The 17,571-nt window shown below is 68.6% G+C and carries 15 protein-coding genes; 4 read left to right on the top strand and 11 right to left on the bottom strand.

The window, feature by feature from the left end; genetic code table 11:
- The first annotated feature begins 29 nt into the window (after nucleotides 1-29).
- On the top strand, nucleotides 30-1,892 hold the full coding sequence (locus tag AB0N61_RS09320) for a phosphoenolpyruvate carboxykinase (GTP) (RefSeq protein ID WP_363363403.1): 1,863 nt from the start codon (nucleotides 30-32) through the stop codon (nucleotides 1,890-1,892).
- A 146-nt stretch (nucleotides 1,893-2,038) separates the two neighbouring features.
- Here AB0N61_RS09320 and AB0N61_RS09315 read toward each other — a convergent pair whose 3' ends face one another.
- Together AB0N61_RS09315 and AB0N61_RS09310 are read right to left on the bottom strand one after the other, a co-directional pair.
- Nucleotides 2,039-3,922, bottom strand: coding sequence for an ABC transporter ATP-binding protein (locus tag AB0N61_RS09315; protein WP_363363401.1), 1,884 nt, complete (start codon nucleotides 3,920-3,922; stop codon nucleotides 2,039-2,041).
- Nucleotides 3,923-4,000: 78 nt separating this feature from the next.
- Nucleotides 4,001-4,207: an AsnC family protein gene (locus tag AB0N61_RS09310; protein ID WP_363363399.1), complete on the bottom strand. Its 207-nt coding sequence runs from the start codon at nucleotides 4,205-4,207 to the stop codon at nucleotides 4,001-4,003.
- Between the two features lie 168 nt (nucleotides 4,208-4,375).
- Here AB0N61_RS09310 and AB0N61_RS09305 point away from each other — a divergent pair, with 168 nt between their 5' ends.
- Nucleotides 4,376-5,407, top strand: coding sequence for a S66 peptidase family protein (locus AB0N61_RS09305; RefSeq protein ID WP_363363397.1), 1,032 nt, complete (start codon nucleotides 4,376-4,378; stop codon nucleotides 5,405-5,407).
- Nucleotides 5,408-5,468: 61 nt separating this feature from the next.
- Here the strand turns inward: AB0N61_RS09305 and AB0N61_RS09300 are convergent, their stop codons facing one another.
- Nucleotides 5,469-6,929, bottom strand: a complete 1,461-nt coding sequence (locus AB0N61_RS09300; RefSeq protein ID WP_363363395.1) for an MFS transporter — start codon at nucleotides 6,927-6,929, stop codon at nucleotides 5,469-5,471.
- 149 nt (nucleotides 6,930-7,078) lie between these two features.
- On the opposite strand from AB0N61_RS09300, the gene AB0N61_RS09295 reads away from it, so the two are divergent.
- Nucleotides 7,079-7,576, top strand: coding sequence for a metallophosphoesterase (locus tag AB0N61_RS09295; RefSeq protein WP_363363393.1), 498 nt, complete (start codon nucleotides 7,079-7,081; stop codon nucleotides 7,574-7,576).
- 22 nt (nucleotides 7,577-7,598) lie between these two features.
- Here AB0N61_RS09295 and AB0N61_RS09290 read toward each other — a convergent pair whose 3' ends face one another.
- The 5 genes from AB0N61_RS09290 to AB0N61_RS09270 all read right to left on the bottom strand — a co-directional run bounded on the left by AB0N61_RS09290 (nucleotide 7,599) and on the right by AB0N61_RS09270 (nucleotide 13,150).
- A complete protein-coding gene (locus AB0N61_RS09290; RefSeq protein ID WP_363363392.1) occupies nucleotides 7,599-7,835 on the bottom strand; it encodes a hypothetical protein in 237 nt (78 codons plus the stop codon).
- A gap of 247 nt (nucleotides 7,836-8,082) precedes the next feature.
- The gene (locus tag AB0N61_RS09285) at nucleotides 8,083-9,849 is read right to left on the bottom strand and encodes a beta-galactosidase family protein (RefSeq protein WP_363363391.1); all 1,767 of its coding nucleotides are present in this window, start codon (nucleotides 9,847-9,849) and stop codon (nucleotides 8,083-8,085) included.
- A 64-nt stretch (nucleotides 9,850-9,913) separates the two neighbouring features.
- A complete protein-coding gene (locus tag AB0N61_RS09280) occupies nucleotides 9,914-11,272 on the bottom strand; it encodes a sugar ABC transporter substrate-binding protein (RefSeq protein WP_363363388.1) in 1,359 nt (452 codons plus the stop codon).
- A 68-nt stretch (nucleotides 11,273-11,340) separates the two neighbouring features.
- Nucleotides 11,341-12,186: a carbohydrate ABC transporter permease gene (locus AB0N61_RS09275; RefSeq protein WP_167946733.1), complete on the bottom strand. Its 846-nt coding sequence runs from the start codon at nucleotides 12,184-12,186 to the stop codon at nucleotides 11,341-11,343.
- A 46-nt stretch (nucleotides 12,187-12,232) separates the two neighbouring features.
- A complete protein-coding gene (locus AB0N61_RS09270) occupies nucleotides 12,233-13,150 on the bottom strand; it encodes a sugar ABC transporter permease (RefSeq protein WP_363363386.1) in 918 nt (305 codons plus the stop codon).
- Nucleotides 13,151-13,310: 160 nt separating this feature from the next.
- Between AB0N61_RS09270 and AB0N61_RS09265 the strand changes: the two genes are divergently transcribed.
- Nucleotides 13,311-14,324, top strand: a complete 1,014-nt coding sequence (locus AB0N61_RS09265) for a LacI family DNA-binding transcriptional regulator (protein WP_363364226.1) — start codon at nucleotides 13,311-13,313, stop codon at nucleotides 14,322-14,324.
- On the opposite strand, the gene AB0N61_RS09260 is transcribed toward AB0N61_RS09265, so the two are convergent.
- The 3 genes from AB0N61_RS09260 to AB0N61_RS09250 form a co-directional block, all read right to left on the bottom strand.
- Nucleotides 14,325-15,425, bottom strand: a complete 1,101-nt coding sequence (locus tag AB0N61_RS09260; protein ID WP_363363383.1) for a DUF998 domain-containing protein — start codon at nucleotides 15,423-15,425, stop codon at nucleotides 14,325-14,327.
- Between the two features lie 84 nt (nucleotides 15,426-15,509).
- Entirely contained in the window at nucleotides 15,510-16,979 is a 1,470-nt protein-coding gene (locus tag AB0N61_RS09255; protein WP_363363382.1) for a DUF2252 domain-containing protein, read from the bottom strand.
- A 225-nt stretch (nucleotides 16,980-17,204) separates the two neighbouring features.
- The gene (locus tag AB0N61_RS09250) at nucleotides 17,205-17,564 is read right to left on the bottom strand and encodes a Fe-S protein (RefSeq protein WP_167946413.1); all 360 of its coding nucleotides are present in this window, start codon (nucleotides 17,562-17,564) and stop codon (nucleotides 17,205-17,207) included.
- Between the last annotated feature and the right edge of the window lie 7 nt (nucleotides 17,565-17,571).

Raw genomic sequence — 17,571 nt, 5'->3', positions numbered from 1 at the left:
CAAACGCCCCTCACTTCAAAGGAGTAGTCATGGCGATCGCCGAAGTCTTCACCCCCCGAGCATCATCTGTCGCACCTGTGCGCACCTTCGGGACGGCTCCGACGTATGACACCCCTGCGATGGCAGAGCTCGCCGCCTGGGTCGAGGAGATCGCCGCGCTCACGCAGCCGGCATCGATCCACTGGGTCGACGGCTCGCGTGCCGAGAACGACTGGCTGCTGCGCGGACTGGTCGACGAGGGCAAGCTGATCAAGCTCAACCCCGAGTGGCGCCCCGGTTCGTACCTCGCCCGCTCGCACCCCAGCGACGTCGCACGCACCGAGGGCCGCACCTACATCTCCTCGGAGAACGAAGAGGATGCCGGCCCGACCAACAACTGGGCACCTCCCGCAGAGATGCGCGAGAAGATGACCGAGATCTTCGAGGGATCGATGCGGGGCCGGACGATGTTCGTCGTGCCATTCTCGATGGGCCCTGTCGGAGGACCGCTCTCGCACATCGGCGTCCAGGTCACCGACAGTGCGTACGCCGTGGCATCGATCGGCATCATGACGCGTGTCGGCGACGCCGTCACCCGCCAGATCGCCGAGGGCGCTCCGTGGGTCAAGACGGTGCACTCGGTAGGCGCGCCGCTCGCCGACGGAGAGCCCGACGTCGAGTGGCCCTGCAACGACGACAAGTACATCGTGCACTTCCCCGAGACGCTCGAGGTCTACTCGTTCGGATCGGGCTACGGCGGCAACGCGATCCTCGCGAAGAAGTGCTTCGCCCTGCGCATCGCCTCGGTCATCGCCCGTGACGAGGGCTGGCTGGCCGAGCACATGCTGCTCATCCGCGTGATCGATCCCGCGGGCAAGGCATACCACGTGGCCGCGGCGTTCCCCTCGGCGTGCGGAAAGACGAACCTGGCCATGCTGCGCCCGACCATTCCCGGATGGCGCGTCGAGACCCTCGGCGACGACATCGCATGGATCCGCCCGGGCGAAGACGGACGCCTCTGGGCCATCAACCCCGAGGCCGGCTTCTTCGGCGTCGCGCCGGGCACCGGCGAGTCGACGAACGTCACCGCCGTCGAGACGCTCTGGGGCAACACGATCTTCACGAACGTCGCCCTCCGCCCCGACGGAGACGTCTGGTGGGAGGGCCTGACCGATCAGGCGCCGGCGCACCTCATCGACTGGGAGGGCAACGACTGGACGCCGGACTCCGGCCGCCCCGCCGCGCACCCGAACTCGCGCTTCACGGTCTCGGCCGCGCAGTGCCCGCAGATCTCGGAGGACTGGGAGGAGGCGGTGCCACTCGACGTCATCCTCTTCGGCGGGCGACGGGCGACCAACGTGCCGCTCGTCGTCGAGGCCACCGATTGGACGCACGGTGTGTTCCTCGGGTCCAACATCTCGTCCGAGCGCACCGCCGCGGCCGAGGGTACGGTGGGCGAGCTGCGTCGCGACCCGTTCGCGATGCTGCCGTTCTGCGGATACAACATGGCCGACTACTTCGGTCACTGGCTGAAGGTCGGCCGGGAGCTGCGCTTCGACCGTGCACCGCGGATCTTCCAGGTGAACTGGTTCCGTCGCGGCTCGGACGGACGCTTCCTGTGGCCCGGATTCGGCGACAACTCGCGCGTCGTCGACTGGATCATCCGACGCGTCTCGGGCGAGGTGTCGACGGTCGACAGCCCGATCGGGCGTCTGCCGCTGATCGAGGATCTCAACCTCGACGGCATCGACGTACCCGAGGCCGATCTCGAGGAGCTCTTCTCGGTCGATGCCGAGGCATGGAAGACCGAGGCCGATCTCACCGAGGAGTTCTACGACACCTTCGGTGACAGGGTCCCCGCCGCCCTGCGGGCCGAGCTCGCCTCACTGCGCTACCGGCTCGACAGGGCCTGACACAGACCGGGCGCCGATATCGGGGGATACGGCGCCCTCCTACCCGCGAAGGCGGGACACCGGAGACGAACCCATGGCTGAGTGGTCTCCGGCATCCCGCCTTCGCGTACTTCCCAGAGCCGGTGTCGTGCGCTCGGCCTTGCCGCTCAGGCCAGCAGCTGGTGCCGTGCCAGATCGCGATAGAGCGGCGTCGACTCGATGAGCTCGGCGTGGGTGCCCTGACCGACCACGACGCCGTCCTGCAGCACGACGATGAGGTCGCTGTCGACGACGGTCGACAGCCTGTGGGCGATGACGATGAGAGTGCGATCGGTCGAGACCGCATCGATCGCCTCTCGCATGCGCTGCTCGTTCACACCGTCGAGAGACGACGTCGACTCGTCGAGCAGCAGGATCGGGGCGTCGGTCAGCAGTGCGCGGGCGATCGCGAGACGCTGGCGTTCTCCGCCCGAGAGCATCACGCCGTCCTCGCCGACGGGGGCGTCGAGCCCCAGCGGATCGCGCTCGAGCACGTCGCCGAGGTTCACCGCACGCAGCACCTGCTCGCACGCCTCGTCTGAGGCATCGGGGGAGGCGAGGCGGAGGTTGTCTCCGAGCGTGCCGGCGAGGGTCGGGGCGTCCTGCTCGACATAGCCGAACTGCGCGCGCAGCTCGTCTCGCGGGTAGGTGCGCGAGTCCTGGCCGGAGAGGCGGATGGACCCGCCGGTCGGGTCGTAGAAGCGCTCGACGAGCGAGAGGATCGTGCTCTTTCCGGCGCCGCTGGGGCCGACGAGCGCGACGCGGGCCCCGCGCGGCACGGCGAACGAGACGCCCCGCAGCACCTCGCGTTCCGCGGCGTCGGCCGAGTCGTCGGTCGGTTCGAGGTGCGCGTCGGCGAGCAGCGTCTGCGCCTCCTTCGCGGCGGCCAGGCGTGCGGCGACCACGTTCTCGGGATAGCGGAAGCGCACGTCGCGGAATTCGATCGCCGGAGCGAGAGGGTCTGCGGCATCACGGGGGAATCGCGCGGCGATCTCGGCGTCGTGCTGGGTCTCCGTCGGAAGGTTCAGCACTTCCTGGATGCGACCGAGCGCGCCGAGCGCCTGGTTGACCGAGGTGATCGCGCCGAAGGTGGTCGCCAGCGGCATCACGAGCATGAACAGGAACAGGATGAACGTGATCAGCGAGGCGATCGTGATGGTGCCGGCCGCGACCCGGAGGCCGCCGACGCCGAGCACGACGAGAAGGGAGACCTGCAGTGCGACGCCGGCGATGGGGACCACCAGCGACGAGATCTTCGCGATGCGCACGCCGATGCCGTATGCCTCGGAGGCGAGCGCCGACACCGTCTCGGTCTCGCGCTCGGTGGCACCAGAGGCGCGCACGGTGCGGATCGAGCCGACGGCGCGCTCGACGCCGGAGGCGAGCTCGCCGACCTTCTCCTGCTGGGCGGTGGATGCGGTGCGGATGCGGCCGCTGAGCGCCGTCACGACGACGACCGAGGCGCCGATCACGACGACGATGAGCAGCAGCAGCACCGGGTCGATCACGAGCATGGCGATCAGGGCGCCGAGGAAGAGGATCGCGCTGCCGACGGCATCCGCGAGTCCCTGGGTGAGCACGGCATAGAGCAGGGTCGTGTCGGTGCCCACGCGCGAGACGAGGTCGCCGGTGCGGCGGGCGTCGAACTCGCTGATCGGCAGGTGCAGGATGCGCGAGATCAGCTTGCGGCGGCTCGAGTACACGACCGCGGTGCCGGTGCGCTGCAGCAGGTAGTGCTGGTAGCCCGAGATGATCGACGACACGATCACGAGACCGACGAGGATCCACACCAGGATTCCGAGGCCCTGATCGGACTGCACGGCCTCGATGAGCTGCCCGACCAGCAGCGGTTGGGCGAGCGAGGTGGCCGCCCCGAAGACGCTGAGCACCGCGACGACGATGAGCGTGCGCTTGTGCTCGAAGAGGAAGGGGAGGAGCTGGCGGAAAGTGGCGCGCGGGCCGTCGTGCTGCGCGCCGCGTCCGCGTCGGCGTGATGTCGCCGTGCTGGACATGCGGAACCTCGTTCTGAAAGGGGGTAGTTCGACCGTACTTCGTGCGCGGTCGGATTCTGTGGATGCGCTGTATGAGTCTCAGTGTCTGCCGAAGCGGCGGTGCGCCGCCTGCTTCGAGACCCCGAGCGAGCTCGCGATCGCCTGCCACGAATAGCCGAGATTGCGTGCGCGTCGCACCTGCGTCTCCTCCTCTCTGGCCAGCTCGCTGCGCAGTGCGGCGAGGCGGTGGAGCTCCGACAACGGCTCGCCGGCGTCTTCCTGGCCGATCGCGGTCTTCATGGTCATGGTGAGCCTCCTTCGGCGTCAATCCTTGTTGACGATCGATCCCATGTCAACCCATGTTGACGCACCTCCCCGCACTTTCGAATCGCGCACTGTGCAGATGTCGACCGTCGAAAACTGCACAGTGCGCGATTCGAAGGTCGTGACGGCAGGGGATGCGAGACTGGGCCGATGCTGTCCGCACCGAAACCCGTCCCCGGCGACCGCGTCGCCGTCCTGTCGCCCGCCTTCGCCGCTCCCGCGGTCGCGCCCGAGCTGCATGAGCAGGCTCTGCGTCGTCTCGAGCAGCTGACCGGACTGATCCCGGTCGAGTATCCGACCACACGTCAGCTCGGGGCGAGCCCGGAAGCGCGCGCCGCCGACGTGAACGCGGCCTTCGCCGACCCCAGCATCCGAGCGATCCTCGCGACCATCGGAGGGGACGACCAGATCCTGGTGGTTCCGCACCTCGACGCCGCGCTCGCCCAGGCCGACCCGAAGCCCTTCCTCGGCTACAGCGACAACACGAACATCCTCAGCTGGCTGTGGGCCCTCGGCATCCGCGGCTACTACGGCGGATCCACGGCCGTGCATCTGGGGCCGGGACCGGCGGTCGACGACGTGCACCTCCGCTCGCTTCGCGCGGCGCTGCTCGACGGCGGCACGGTCGAGGTCACCGAGCCCGGAGAATCGGAGGACGTCGGCAAGCGCTGGGCCGACCCGCGCGCCCTCACCGAGTACGGCGATCGCGTCGCGACCGCGGGCTGGGCCTGGTCGGGTCCGGCTGCCCGCGTCGAAGGGCGCACCTGGGGAGGCTGCCTCGAAGTCATCGACCAGCTGGCGCTCGCCGACCGGCTGCCCACGGCGTACGACCTGCGCGGCGGCATCCTGCTGCTCGAGACCAGCGAAGAGCGCCCGCCGGCGAGCTGGGTGCGGCGCTGGCTGCGCGGGCTGGGGGAGCGCGGCATCCTCGACGCCGTCGCGGGGGTGGTCGTCGCACGTCCGCCCGTGAGCGATTTCGAGTTCCTCCCTTCGCCGACCGAGGCCGATGCGCTGCGGGCGGCGCAGCGGGATGCGGTGATCGAGACCGTCTCGCGGTACAACCCCGATGCCGTCGTCTGCGTCGGCGTGCCGTTCGGGCACACGCGGCCGCAGTGGATCGTGCCTTATGGCGGGACGATGGTGCTCGACGGCTCGTCGCGCACGGTCACGGCGTCGTACTGAGCGAGAGACGACGAAGGGCGGCACCTCCCGAGGAGGTGCCGCCCTTCGTGTGAGGCGAGCGTCAGAGTTCGACGGCTGCGGCGACCCCGAGATCCGACTCGTAGTCGTTGTCCTTCGTCTCCTTCGACAGCAGCAGTGCGACGAATGTCAGCACGCCCATCGCCGACAGGTAAAGCCCCACCAGCCAGGGAGCGCCGTCGCCGAGCTCCCAGAGCCAGAGGGCGATGAGCGGCGCCACCGCCGCACCGAGGATCGACGAGACGTTGTACGAGATCGCCGAGCCCGTGTAGCGGACGTTCGTCGGGAAGAGCTCGGGAAGCAGCGCTCCCATCGGGCCGAACGTCGCGCCCATGAGCATGAACCCGAACACGAGGAACGCCTGCGCCAGTGCACCGGTGAACTTCGGGTCCATGGCGGGGAGCAGGAAGGCGTTGAACGTGAAGCCGAACACGATGATGAGGCCGGTGACCCACAGCAGCAGCTTGCGACGTCCGATCGTGTCCGCGATGGGGCCGGAGAGCAGGGTGAAGATGCCGAAGAACACGACGCCGACGATCTGCATGAGCACGAAGTCGGTGTAGCCGAAGCCGAGACCCGGGTAGAACTGCGCGGCGAAGGCCGAGGCGTCGAAGTCCTTGCCCGTCGCCTCGGCGGCGGCCTGAGCGGCGGCGGACGCCGTCTCGAGCGTGGCGGGCTTCGTGCCGTACGCCAGGGTGAAGTTCGTCATCAGGTAGAACAGCACGTACGTCGCCAGCATGATGAACGTGCCGAGGATGAGCTGCTTCCAGTGGTGACGGAACACGGTCGCGAGGGGCAGCTTGCGGATCGCGCCCTTCTTCTCGGCCGTCTTGAAGGTGTCGGACTCGACGAGCTTCAGACGCACCCACAGGCCGATGATGACCATGACGGCGGAGAACAGGAACGGGATGCGCCAGCCCCACGTCAGGAAGGCCTCGGACTTCAGGGCCGGGTTCTCGGCGTGCGGCAGCAGCCAGTTGATGGCGAGGAAGAGGAAGTTGGCGATGATGAAGCCGAGCGGCGCGCCCAGCTGCGGGAACGTGCCGTACCAGGCGCGCTTGCCGGCCGGTGCGTTCTCGGTGGCGACCAGGGCGGCGCCCGACCATTCGCCACCGAGCGCGAAGCCCTGCGCGAGTCGGAGGATGAGAAGCAGCAGCGCCGCCCACCAGCCGATCTGCTGGAACGTGGGGAGGAGGCCGATGACGAACGTCGCGATTCCCATCGTCAGCAGGGAGGCGACGAGAGTCGCCTTGCGTCCGAATCGGTCGCCGAAGTGGCCGAACACGACAGCGCCGATCGGGCGGGCGACCATCGCGGCGCCGAACACCGCGAACGACGACAGCAGCGACGTGGTGTCGTTGCCCGTGGGAAAGAACAGCACGGGGAAGACGAGAACGGCCGCCGTCGCGTAGGCGTAGAAGTCGTAGAACTCGATCGTGGTGCCGACGAGGCTCGCCGTGATAACGCGCGAGCGCGGATTCGCGGGCGCTGTGGTCGTACTCATACTGCTCCTTAGCTCCGAGTGCCCGGTATACCAAGGCACCCGGGAGATCCTACGCCTTCCTGAACGTTTGCTGGGTGCGTATGACATCGTGCCGAGCCGCGTGCGTAGAGTCGGAAGCGGATGCTCGTACCCGCCCGAGATGGAGAACCGTGACGACGAGACTGCTGCTGATCGCCGACACGCACCTGCCCGCCCGTGCGAAGCGACTGCCCGACGCGGTGCTGCGAGCGGTCGACGACGTCGATATCGTCGTGCACGCGGGGGACTGGATCGACGTCGCGACGCTCGATCTGCTCGAAGCCCGGTCGCAGATGCTGGTGGGCGTCCACGGGAACAACGACGGCCCGGAGCTGCGAGAGAGGCTGCCCGAGATCGCGCGGCTGACGGTCGAGGACGTCCGGGTGGCGGTGGTGCACGAGACCGGTCAGAAGCAGCGGCGGGAGGAGCGCATGGACGCCGCGTTCCCGGGGATCGACCTGCTCGTGTTCGGGCACTCCCACATCCCGTGGGACACCGTCGCGCCATCCGGCATGCGTCTGCTGAACCCGGGGTCGCCGACCGACCGCCGCCGGCAGCCGGTCTGCACGATGATGACGGTCGAGATCGACGGTCGCGGGATCGACGCGACCCTGGTGCCGCTCCCGTGACCGGCGTCGAGGCTCCCTCCGTCTACCGCGCTCCGATGCGGTCGCGCGATGACCGGGTGCCCGAGGGCCTCGCGGTCGAGAGGGCGCTCGGGGAGGGCGTGTGCGGCGTGGGCGGCAGGCTCGACGATGCTCCCGAGTCCCTGGCGGCGGCGCCCGCCGCGGTCGACGAGGCCTTCGGCGAGCGGATGGCCCGCAGGCTCGAGAGATTCGCGTCGGTCGCCGAGGGCACGTTCGTGTGGACGCGGGATGCCGAGGGCATGCTGTGGCTCGGGCGGATCACCGGACCATGGCGCTACGACCCCTCACCCGACGCCCGCGCTGCCGACCTCGTGCATGTGCGCGCCTGCGACTGGCTCGATCGTCCGGTGGACCCGTCGGAGGCGCCGGATGCCGTGAACGAGACCTTCGCGCGCGGTGGTCGCAACTGGCAGCGCATCAGCCGCGGCGACGCCGAAGCCGCCACCGCGGCCGTCTGGCGTCGGCATCACCGCGCCTATCGTCGCGCGTCACTCCTCCGTGTCGCCGAGGGCGAGCGCCGGCACGAACTCGGCCGTCGGCGCGAGCAGCTGCTCCAGCTCGAGCACGACGAGACTGTTGGCCCCCGCCCGCGTCGCCGGAGCGGGCACGAAGAGGGTGCGCTGCGGCCCGTTGCGCCAGTACCGTCCCAGGAAGAACCCGTTGACGAACGCGTAGCCCTTGCTCCAGGCCGCCGTGTCGAGGAACAGGTCCGCGGCAGAGGCGAGGTCGAACCGCCCGACCCAGGCCGTCGGGCCCGTCATCGTCTCGGCCGTCGTATCAGGCGACGATTCCGCGACTGACCCGGCGCCGTCTGCGTCGAGTCGGGCGGCGATCGCTGCGACGTCGAGCGGGGTCGAGTGCCAGCCGGTCAGCGGCGTGCCGTCGAGCACAGGCGCGCCGATGAGGCCCTTCTGCTCGCCGAGCCTGTGGTCGTAGTTCACCCGGCCACCCTCCTCAACGAGGATGCTGAGCGTCCGTCCGGCGGGGATCACCAGCGAGCGGTCGTGACGCGTGCGGGAGAGGGTGCCGACGGGCTGACCGTCGACGCTCACCCAGGCGAGGTCGCGCACCTCGTCGAGCACGAGCTGACCGCCGCGCCCCTCGGGGAGCTCGGTGTCGTACCGCACGAGTGCGCTCAGGTGCTCCAGCTCGTCGAACGTGATCGGCGTCCCGGATGCGGGCGCCGTCGCCGCGGCATCCGTCCAGGCCCCCGCTGCGGTCAACGGCACGGACGACACCGGAGCAGCGGCGGGCGCGGGAGGCAGCTCGTCCGGCACCGGCGCGTATTTCGCGATGACGTCGCGGAAGGCGAAGAACTTCGCCGTGGGGTTGCCCGCCTCGTCGAGAGGCGCGTCGTAGTCGTAGGAGGTGACGATCGGCAGGTAGCGGCCCTTGTGATTGGCGCCGTTCGTGAGGCCGAAGTTCGTGCCGCCGTGGAACATGTAGATGTTCACCGATGCTCCGGCGGCCAGCAGCTCGTCGAGATCCGCAGCCGCCGTGGCGACGTCGGTGGTGTGGTGCACCCCGCCCCACCAGTCGAACCAGCCGTCCCAGAACTCCGAGCACATCAGGGGGCCGGTGGGCTGATGGGAGCGCAGGGTGGCGAGGCGTTCGGCGCTGCGGGAGCCGAAGGATCCGGTCTTGTGCAGGGTGGGCAGGCTGCCGTCGGCGAGCATCTGATCGGTCGGCTGGTCGACCGTGGTGAGGGGCACTGTGATGCCGGCCTCACGGGTGAGGGCGACGAGCGCCTCGAGGTAGTCCTTGTCCGAGCCGTAGGCGCCGTACTCGTTCTCGATCTGCACGAGCACGACCGACCCGCCCCGGTCGATCTGCCGGGGCCCGACGATCTCGTACACCCGACGGAGGTAATCGCTGATGTCGGCGAGGAACGTCGGCTCTGACGAGCGCAGCTCGCGCTCGCCGGCGGTGAGCCAGTTCGGCAGGCCCCCGTTGTGCCATTCGGCGCAGATGTAGGGGCCGGGTCGCACGATGGCATCCATGCCCTCGGCCTGGATCAGGTCGAGGAAGCGGCCGAGGTCGTTCCAGCCCGTCGCATCCCACTCGCCGCGCCGCGGCTCGTGGGCGTTCCAGGCGACGTAGGTCTCGATCGTGTTGAGCCCCATCAGGCGGGCCTTGCGGATGCGGTCCTGCCACTGGTCGGGGTGCACCCGGAAGTAGTGGATGGCGCCGGAGATCACCTGGTGGGGGAGTCCGGCGCGGAGGAAGTCTGTCTCGCCGATGGAGAAGGAGGTCACGATGAGGTGCTTTCGATGGGAGGGCCGGGCGGAGAGCGAGTCCCCGCCCGGCCCGGACGTGCGATTACTTGTTGACGGCGAAGCCCTGCGAGTTGCCGTACTCGACCAGCGCGTCCTGCCAGGTCATGAGGCCCTCGTTCAGGTCGGTGCCGTTCTGGTACGACTGGCCCACGGTGTCTCCGAAGATGCTGTTGCCGTAGACCTGGTAGGGCAGGTAGCTCCAGCCCTCGACCACGTCGTCGGCCGCCGCGGCGAGGACCTCGTTGATCTTCTGGCCGCCGAAGTACTCGGGGGCGTCGGCGAGGAACTCCTCGCTCGACAGCTCGGCGGTCGTCGACGGGAATCCGCCGGACTCGAGGAAGGTCGAGATGCTCTCCTCCGAGTTGTTCAGCCACCAGAGGAATCCGGCTGCGAGCGCCGGGTTCTTGCTCTGCGTCGTCACGGCCTGTCCGCCGCCGCCGTTCTCCGCGGTCGCCGGGGTGCCGTCATAGGTCGGCATCGGCGCGACGCGCCAGTCGCCCGCGCCGTCGGGCGCGCCGGTGATCAGGTTGCCCGGCATCCAGGCGCCGATCACGAGGGTCGCGAGGCTGCCGTCGCCCAGGGCACGGAACCACTCGTCGCTCCAGCTGCCGTAGGGCGCGAGCAGGTCCTCCTCGACGAGGCGGTTCCAGTTCTCGGTCCACTTCTTCGATCCGTCGTCCTGCAGGTCGATCGTGACATCCGTGCCCGAGGTCGCGAACGGCTTGCCGCCCGCCTGCCAGATCATCGAGGTCGCGAAGCCGGCGTCGCCGGTGTCGTTCGTGATGTACGCGTTGGGGTTCGCCGCGTGGATCGCCTTGGCGGCCTCGTAGTACTCGTCCCACGTGGTCGGCACGGCGACGCCCGCGGCATCGAAGACGGCCTTGTTGTAGAAGAGCGCCATGGGACCCGAGTCCTGCGGCAGGCCGTAGATCGCGTCGCCGTCGGTGACGGAGTTCCACGTCGAGGCGGTGTAGTCGTCTTCGAAGTCGGCGAAGCCGTACTGCGACAGGTCGACGAAGGCGTCGGTCAGAGCGAACTGCGGGAAGGCGTAGTACTCGATCTGCACGACGTCGGGGGCGCCGGAGCCGGCCTTGATCGCGTTCTGCAGCTTGGTGTACTCCTCGTTGTTGGTGCCCGCGTTGACCACGTTCACCTTCACGTTCGGGTACTCCTTCTCGAACGCCTCGACCTGGGCCTCGGCAGACGGGGTCCACGACCAGTACGTGATCTCGCCGCCCTTCTCGAGCGCGGCCTCGACGGAGTCGAACGAGCCGTCGCCGGCAGCGCTGCCGCCGGAGCCGGAGTCGCCGGTGCTGCAGCCGGCCAGCGCCAGCGCGGCCACGGTTCCGGCCGCGAGCACCGTGAGGGTGCGCCGCGCGGCGGGTGAGGGAAGGTGCTTCATTGCTGTGTCCTTTCGGGGGTGCGGTCCAGCGTCGGACCGACGGGGGCGGTGCGGAGGGATGCCGGAGGCTACTGCTTGACGCTTCCGGCGGTGAGACCTGACTGCCAGAACCTCTGCAGCAGCAGGAAGGCGATGACGATCGGGATGATGGTGAGGAGCGAACCCATGATCACGAGGTTGTAGATCGGCTGCGATCCGGCGCCGATGGCCTGGGCGCTCCACTGGTTCAGACCCACGGTGAGCGGGTACCAGGCGGGGTCGGAGAGCATGATCAGCGGCAGGAAGTAGTTGTTCCAGGTCGCGACCACGGTGAACAGCGTCACGGTGACGATGCCGGGGGCGAGCAGCCGCATCGAGATCGTGAAGAAGGTGCGGAACTCGCCGGCGCCGTCGATGCGCGCTGCCTCCAGCAGCTCTGTCGGCACGGACTCCGAGGCGAAGACCCAGATCAGATAGAGGCCGAACGGGCTGATCAGCGAGGGGATGATCACGGCCCAGGGGGTGTTCGTGAGCCCGAGCTCGCTGAAGAGCAGGAAGGTGGGCACGGCGAGGGCCGTGCCGGGCACGGCGACCGCGCCGAGCACGACCGCGAACACCGCGCGACGGCCGGGGAAGCGGTACTTCGCGAGTCCGTAGCCGGCCATGGTCGCGAGCAGCGTGGCACCGCCCGCCCCGACGACCACGTAGAGCAGCGTGTTGCCGAGCCAGCGCAGGAAGATGCCGTCCTGGTACGAGAAGGTCGCGACGAGGTTGTCGAAGAAGGCGAAGTCGTCGGAGAACCAGAGCCCGAACGAGCTGAAGAGGCCGGACTGCGTCTTGGTCGAGCTGAACAGCAGCCACACGAGCGGGATGAGTGTGTACAGGGCGTACATCACCATCACGATCAGCAGGATCTTCGACTTGCGCGGATTCATCAGGTCGTGACGCTTCTGCGAGGGGCGGGCGAGGGGGAGTGCCATGTCAGCGCACCTCCGACTTCGAGCCGCGCAGCTGCACGACGTAGGCGATCACTGCGGTGATGACGCCCATGATGATGGCGATCGTCGCGGCGTAGTTGAACTGCTGTCCGGCGAACGAGAGGTTGTACGCGTACATGTTGGGGGTGAAGTACGTCGTGATCACGTTCGGGGCCAGGGGGCGCAGGATGTTGGGCTCGTTGAAGAGCTGGAAGCTGCCGATGATCGAGAAGATCGTCGCGATCACGAGGGCTCCGCGGACATTCGGGATCTTGATGGAGAAGATCGTGCGCCACGCTCCGGCGCCGTCGAGCGACGCCGCCTCGTACATGTCGGTCGGGATCGTCTTGAGCGAGGAATAGAAGATGAGCATGTTGTAGCCCACGAACTGCCACGTCACGATGTTGCCGATCGAGACGAGGATCCATTCCCGGGCGAACGGCGTGATGAGGTCGCTGCCGAGGAAGTCGTTGATGTTCGACGTCAGGCCGAACTGGTCGCCGTAGATGTAGCCCCACATGAGCACCGCCACGACGGCGGGCACCGCGTAGGGCAGGAAGATGAGGATGCGGAAGAACGAGGCGCCGCGCAGACGCGCGCTGTCGAGGGCGAGAGCCGCCGCGAGTGCGAGAGCGAGCATGATCGGCACCTGCACGACGAGGAACAGCACCACTCGGCCGAAGGCCTCCCAGAACTGCGGATCGGTGAGTGCGCGGACGTAGTTGTCGAATCCGACGAACGCGGTGCCGCCGATCAGCTTCTCCTGGAAGAAGCTGAGGTAGAGGGCGTAGGCGAGCGGGGTCAGGAACACCAGGGCGAACACGACCATGAACGGGCCGACGAAGGCCCATCCCTTCCAGTCGCGCTTGTCGCGCCGGCGGATGCCGTGGTCCGCCAGAACGGCGGAATCTTGAGTCGTCATTGACGAGAACCTTCTTAGAGATCGGGCGCTCACTGCGCCGTGTGTCAACGTCAACATATGCGATCCGCTGCTAGTGTGTCAACGTCAACACATGAATGGATGAGTGCTCGTGACCTCGGTACAGTCGGCAGAGCCGCCGCAACGGCGGCGAGACCCCTCCATGGAAGACGTGGCGCGCGAGGCCGGTGTCTCCGGGCAGACCGTGTCGCGCGTGGTGAACGCGCGCGGCTACGTCGGTGCCGCCACCCGAGAGCGCGTCGAAGACGCCATGCAGCGCCTCGGCTACCGGCCGAACAGCGCAGCCCGTGCCCTGCGCTCCGGTCGCTTCCGCGCGATCGGCGTCATCATGTTCTCGTTCAGCTCCTATGGCAACCAGCGCACTCTCGACGCGATCGCCGTGCGCGCCTCGCAGATGGGCTATGCGCTCACCCTCATCCCCGTCGAGTCGAGCGCCCGCGACACGGTGGCGGGCGCCTTCCGCCGACTGGAAGAGCACGCGGTCGACGGGATCATCATCGTGATCGAGGCGCATCAGCTCGATGAGGCCGAGGTCGAGATCCCCGACGGGCTGCCCGTGGTGCTCGTCGACTCGAATCGCGGTGCGACCCATCCCTTCGTCGACACCGATCAGGCGCAGGGTGCGCGCCTTGCCACCGAGCACCTGCTCGACCTCGGACATCACACGGTCTGGCATGTCGCAGGGCCCGCGAAGTCCTACTCCGCCGAGCGACGCCGGGAGTCCTGGCGGCAGACGCTCGAAGCCCGCGGAGTCGTGGCCCCCGAGCCCCTGCAGGGCGATTGGTCAGCCGAGTCCGGATATCAGGCGGGTCTCCGCCTGCGCAAGGACGACGGCGTCACCGCGGTCTTCGCGGCGAACGACCAGATGGCGATCGGCGTGGTGCGGGCGTTCCGTGAGGCGGGGCGCGACATCCCGGGCGACGTCAGCGTGGTCGGCTTCGACGGTCTGCCGGATGCCGCGCAGCTGTGGCCGCCGCTGACCACCGTGCAGCAGCACCCCGAGAAGGTCGGCGCCCTGGCGGTCGACGCTCTCCTCGCGGAACTCGACGGGGGCGAGCGCGCTCAGACGCCGCTGGTCAGCACCGAGCTCGTCGTGCGGCAGAGCTCGGCAGCGCCGCGGTCGCGGACGGCCGCGCCCGCCTCCCATCCGACCTGATCACTCGGACCGGTGTGCCGCCGGCCTCGCCGGCGTTCCGGGCGAAGGGTCTCTCGTCGCAGCCGGTGCGCCATGGGTGTTGCGCAGGAACAGCAGCAGCCAGGTGAAGACCAGGAGGAACGCCACGAGTTCGACCGCGGTGAGGTTGTAGTACCCCGTGACGAAGAAGACGGCGAGCACGACGATGCAGCCGACGAACACGTATCCCAGGGTCAGGAAGACCTGCGGTGTACCCGGAACCGTCCGACGCAGACTCAGCACCATGGCGACGAACACCACGACCATCCCGGTGGCGCACAGATTGTGCACGGCGAGGAACCGGTCCACGGGGAAGAGCCCGACTCCGCACAGCAGAAGCCCCATGACCGTGAGCGCGAGTCGCACGATGCGGCGGCCGCGAGCGGCACGCGCGTCGGCCGCAGGAATGGTCGCGGTGCCGAAGTGGGCGACCGTCGTGACGATGATGCCGCCGATGATGAGCGTGACGTTGAAGGTGAGAGCCGACACATCGTCGGTCACACCGAGACTGCTGAGGTGCAGCTTCCACCACTGCTCGTCCGATGCGCTCAGCATGCTCGCCAGGGTCCCCACGACCAGGAAGAGCATGAGCACCACCGAGAGGGTGCTCGGGCTCATGTTCGCCGCGGAGAGCACGACGATGTACGCCGTGCTCGCCATGGCCGCTCCGGCCAGCGCGGCACCGGCGAGCGAGAAGACCTCCGCGCCGGTGAAGCTACGCTGCAGGATGTCGGTGAGCGCGATCCACCCGAGCAGCGCGATGATGCCGTGGGCGATCGCGAGGGCGGCGACGTCGAACCACCGCATCGTCGCGCCCGGCGCCCGCTCGTCGGGCTGGGCGTAGGCGAGTGACCGCGCGGCGACGAAGACGACGACCGCGGTGATCCCGCACCCGATGGCGGTGAACTGACCGATCGACCCCGGACCCGAGATGGGGAGCGTGCGGCCCCAGAACGCCAGCAGCGAGACCACGCCGCCGATCACCAGCGTGGCAGCGCCCACGAGCAGCGCGGTCGATTCACGGGAACCCGCGCTGGCGAGCGGGTGCCGAAGAACCTCAGCGAACGAGAGTCGATCCTCCATGCGGCTCATTCTGGCCCGGGTGCCGGAGCGCCGCGTCACCCGGTGCGTGTGATCACGGGACCGGTGCGACCGTGGCGATCAGGATCAGCTGCCCGGAGCGCGGAGTCCGATCGCGTCATCGATCCCGCCCGTCCCGGACGCCCGCGGGAGGCGGCCGGACGCGAGTGCGGCGGTGAGCGCGGCGAAGTCCCGATCATTCTGCTCGGCGTATGCGGCGGCGAAGTCGGCGACCGCCTCGTCGAACGCGGAGCCGCGACCGACATATCCCGCGATCACGACGCGATCGCCGGAGCGTGCATGTGCGCGGGCGAGCGTCTCACCGCAGATCCGGGCATAGAGGGTCGCGCCTCGGGGTGTCATCGTGTCCGGATCGCTCCCGCCCTTCCCATCCTGCAGCTGACGCAGATAGAAGTCGCGGCGCTGACCGTCGACCCCGACGATCGACTGCCATCCGAGAAAGATGTCGCTCGACGCCTGCATCAGGCGCTGACCTCGCACCACACGCTCTCCGTGGGAGGCGAATTCGCTCGGACCCAGGAAGCGTTCGAGAACCGATTCCTGCGCCTCCTTCGCCTGCAGCAGCAGCGGGTCGTCATCGTCTCGGCCGCTGAACAGCAGCACCCACACGCGGGTCCCCACGCTTCCGACGCCGACGACCTTGCGAGCCATGTGCCGGTAGCGGTATTCCTCGACAGGGTGGCGTTCGCCGACCAGCGTCGTCCGATATGCCGCGATCATGCGGAGCATGACCTCCTCGTCGTCGGAGGCGTCGCCCGCCTCTCGGAGGATGTCCTCCACGGGCACGATCAGCGGCGGGGCAGCGATGATCCGCAGCTCGCCGTCGACCGCGCGCACCAACTTGCGGAAGGCCTTCCGGTGACCCCGTCTCGGGGCCTTCTCGATCACGGCATCGAGGCGACTGACCTCGTCGTCTCCCGCACGATCGTCACGACGTTCCGCACGCAGCCACCGCTGCGCTCGCTCGGCGTCGAACCGGTCGTACCACGCGTCGAGCACCGTCGCCTTCGCCGCTTCCCTGATCCCCGTGCGATAGCCGCGTGCGGCGGCCAGCACGCAGGCGCGCCCTTCTTCGGGTGAGAATCCCCGCTGCGCGGACGCCACGGCGAAGCTCGCCGCGAGACGCTTGACGTCCCACTCGAACGGCCCCGGGAGCGTCTCGTCGAAGTCGTTGATATCGAAAGTGAGGTTCCGCTCCGGCGTGCTGTACAGGCCGAAGTTCGACAGATGAGCGTCGCCGCAGAGCTGAGTGATGATCCCGGTGTGCCCGGATGAGGCGAGATCCGACGCCATCAGCAGCGCGCCGCCTCGATAGAACGCCAGGGGAGAGGTCGCCATCCGGGCATATCTCACGGGCGTGAGCTCACGCACGCGCGATCTCCCCTGCGCCTCCAGCAGATCGATCGGGTCCGGTCTGTCGTCCGGCGGCGACCAGATGCCGAGCTGCGATCGCGGCATTCGCGTGCGCGCGGAGCGGCCCGCATCCCACCGTTCTTCGAACGTTCTCGGCCCCGTCGTCCGATGGCTCCTGTCCATGCCGTTTTCCTTCTCCGAGCGACCGTCCCAGGCGGATCGGACGTCAGTATCGCAGGGCGCAGGCGAGCCATCCATCGGGGGTCATCCGCATCGGGTGATCCCCCTCGACGAAGATCCGGGGGTCATCCCGCGGCGAAGTTCGTACAGACGGGGGCGCGGCTCATCGAGCAAGCCGGCGCCGACGACGTGGTGTGGCTCCGTATCCGAGGCGTCGGTGCGGCGGAGTCAGCGCCAGATGGCCGCGATACCGGCGTTGAGCGCGGTCAGGATGCCGACGAGCCAGAACATCACGGGCGGGATGCCGGCGCCGCGCTTCTGCCGCGCGGTGCCGATGCCGAGGAGTGCGCCGATCGCGAGCAGCACGACGAGCTTGGTGCCGATCTTGGCGTAGTTCATCTCCACGCCCTCGGGCAGTCCCCACGGAGCAGCGAGCGCGAGCCCCGCGATCGCGGCGATCGTCATGCCGATGCTCATCAGACGGGTGAACTCGTGCTTTCCGCCGAAGGCCTGAACGGCCCAGGCGCCGAAGAGCACGGCGAAGCCGATGAGATGGACGAACAGAACGACGTGGCGCAGAGTCTCCATGCCCTCA

The sequence above is a fragment of the Microbacterium sp. NPDC089320 genome, assembly GCF_040684875.1.
Classification (GTDB): domain Bacteria; phylum Actinomycetota; class Actinomycetes; order Actinomycetales; family Microbacteriaceae; genus Microbacterium.
This window is presented reverse-complemented; position numbering and strand designations above follow the sequence as displayed.